2 protein-coding genes are annotated in these 2,929 nt (G+C 56.2%); both read right to left on the reverse strand.

What is annotated here, in order from left to right:
• The coding region (locus ACWB12_RS03770; protein ID WP_479528731.1) for an aldehyde dehydrogenase family protein at nucleotides 1-1,206 on the reverse strand (1,206 nt) is incomplete at its 3' end.
• Between the two features lie 37 nt (nucleotides 1,207-1,243).
• Nucleotides 1,244-2,872, reverse strand: coding sequence for a GMC family oxidoreductase (locus tag ACWB12_RS03775; RefSeq protein WP_479528732.1), 1,629 nt, complete (start codon nucleotides 2,870-2,872; stop codon nucleotides 1,244-1,246).
• Nucleotides 2,873-2,929: the final 57 nt, after the last annotated feature.

Genomic DNA, 2,929 nt, shown 5'->3' on the forward strand with positions numbered 1-2,929 from the left:
TGTCCAACAAGGATGATCGGGCGGACAGTCTTGAATGATGACCGGGCTGCAATAATATCCGTTTTCCGGTACGGCGCATTGGTCAACCACCATATGAAGCCCGCCCTGTTTTGCCAGTTCGACAAAACTCGCAACTTTGCGCTTATGCGCCTCTGACGCCAGCGGGCCAATAAATACCTGTTCATCCAGCCCCGGCCCGATCGGCAGGGCGCGCACATGTTCGACCAGCTTTTGCATAAAAACATCGTGGATTTCATCCGCAACAATCAGCCTTGAACCCGCGTCGCACACCTGACCGGCATTAAAGAAAATACCATTCACAACACCCTCGACCGCGCAATTAATATCAGCGTTCTTGGTCACCAGAACCGGGGATTTCCCGCCAAGCTCAAGGGTGATCCGTTTCATCGTTCCAAGTGCTGCGCGCCCAACGACCAACCCCGCCTCGGTCGAGCCGGTAAAGGTGATCTTGTTGACATCGGGATGTGCCACAAGCGCCGCGCCGGTGATCGCCCCGGTGCCGTTGACCACGTTGATGACCCCGTCGGGAAACCCCGCTAGTTTGGTAAGTTCGGCAAATCGCAGCGCCGTCAGGGGCGTGATTTCGCTGGGTTTGATCACCAATGTGCAGCCCGCAACAAGGGCGGCGGCGCTTTTCCAGACCAGCGTTTGCAACGGGAAATTCCACGGCACAATTGCCCCGACAACACCCACCGGATGTTTGAGGGTCATGCCAAAATACTGCGGATCATAGGCCGCCAGCGGCGCAGCGCGGCCATCAATTTTACCGCTCCACCCGGCAAAATAGCGCAACACATCGACCGATCCGGCAATGTCGACCTCTCTGGCCTGCGCTATCGGCTTGCCCACATCCACCGATTCCAGAAAGGCCAGTTCGCTGGCGTTTTCTTCGATCAGATCGGCCAGCCGCAGCACCAATGCCTGTCGGTCAAGTGGGCGCAAGCCGGACCATTTGGGGTTGTCAAACGCAAGGCGCGCCGCCTGAACCGCCATGTCCACAATAGTTTGCGTGGCTTCAAAAGTCTGACACAAAACACCCCCTGTGCTGGCCTCGAACACGTCAATTCGCACGCCTTCAGCAATCGGCTTGCCGTCAATCCAGTGGGCAACGTCACGACGCGCCAAGGCATTGCTTGGGTGATCAATGCCATGGGCATCCAGATACTGTGCAACGTTATCTTTCATTGGGGTGTCCTCCATCCATGTCGACCTGCGGCGTTTATTATTTCCATGCGTCTATCAACATTTGGCTGCCTTTTTCGCCAAACATCATGGCCGCGGCATTCAAACCGCCGGACACGACAATGGGCATCGCCGATGTATCAATGACACGCAGGTTTTTAATACCGCGCACCTGAAACTGCGGATTCACCACGGCGGCGTCGTCAACGCCCATTTTGCAGGTACCGCACGCATGATAGTGATTGGCGAAATAGCGCGATGTATGATCGTCAATATCCGCGTCGCTCTGGCATTCCGGCCCAGGGGCTACCTCGGGCCCGCGATAGGGGGCCAACGCCTTTTGCGCGTGAATGTCGCGGGCAATTCTGAACGCTTTGCGGTTAAGAACCCGGTCCTCTTCGGCAGCAAAATAGTTGTGCTGAATAATCGGATCATCGCAAGACCGGGTTGAGCGTAACCGCACCGACCCCCGACTTTTGGGATGAATGACACCCCAATGAATATTATAGGCATGCGAGCGTGGCTCGAACGTACCCTCGGAATGTTGGTTTACCGCAACCGGGAACATGTAGAACTGTAAATCCGGCCGTGAAGCCGCTGTGGATGAGCGCAACATCGCACTGCTGGCCATCGGGAACAACGTCAGCGGACCACGCCCCAACAACAGCCACTCTGCCACGGCGACGGCGGCGCGCAATGGTTTGGTGTAAGTGAAATAGGTGATGGGCTGAGTGCAGTCATGCTGTACAAATGACCCGGTTTGGTCCTGAAGGTTTTGACCAACTCCCGGCACATGCTCGACTGTTTCGATGCCATGCTTGGCCAGCTGTGCGCCGTCCCCTATGCCGGATAACATCAGGAGTTTGGGCGACTGATACGGCCCGGCGCTGGCAATAACTTCGCGGTTTGTGCGGGCCAGATATTGCTGACCCTTACGCGTATAAATTACCCCTTTTGCGACCTTGTCTTCGATCAGAACCCGGTCTGCCACGGCTAGTTTGCGGATCGTCAGGTTTCGCCGGAACCGGGCCGGAAAAAGAAATGCGTAAGACGCCGAACAGCGCAGCACCGGAAACCGGTAATGGGTGTGTTGGCAGTGGCCAAACCCTTCGGGATCTGCACCATTGAAATCGTCAACTCGATGGTGACCCATTTCAACGCCCGCCTGCACAAACGCATCGAACAGCGGATTGTCATAGGTGTTGCCAATCACGCTTAGCGGGCCTTTGTCGCCGCGAAATTCATCTTCGCCGCCAACCCAGCGTTCCAATTTCTTGAATATCGGCAACACATCCCTGTAGCCCCAGCCGGTATTGCCCAGTGCCTCCCATTCGTCGTAATCCCCTGGGTGCCCGCGAAAATATAGCTGGCCATTGATACAGGACGACCCCCCAAGGCACTTGCCGCGGGCCTGTTCCATTATTGCATTCCCCAATCGCGGTTCGGGCTCTGCCTGGAAAGCCCAGTCATATGCGCTGCCCAGCAGTTGGGTTTCACCAACCGGGGCGGCCACAAACGGATTGATGTCCGAGCCGCCAGTCTCGAGCAACAAGACACTCACATCGCGATCTGCAGACAGGCGATTGGCCAACACACACCCGGACGATCCCGCGCCGATGATGACATAGTCATAGGTTTCGGTTGGCATGTTTTGAACAGACCGAGACATTATTTTTCCAATCATCGACGGTGGTTAAACAAGACGGTGTGGCAGCCACCGACTTTG

The organism is Profundibacter sp. (assembly GCF_056498605.1).

Bases quoted from the DNA above. Each gene is read 5' to 3' on its own strand.
- ACWB12_RS03775 (WP_479528732.1), bottom strand. From the start codon at position 2,872: ATGTCTCGGTCTGTTCAAAACATGCCAACCGAAACCTATGACTATGTC.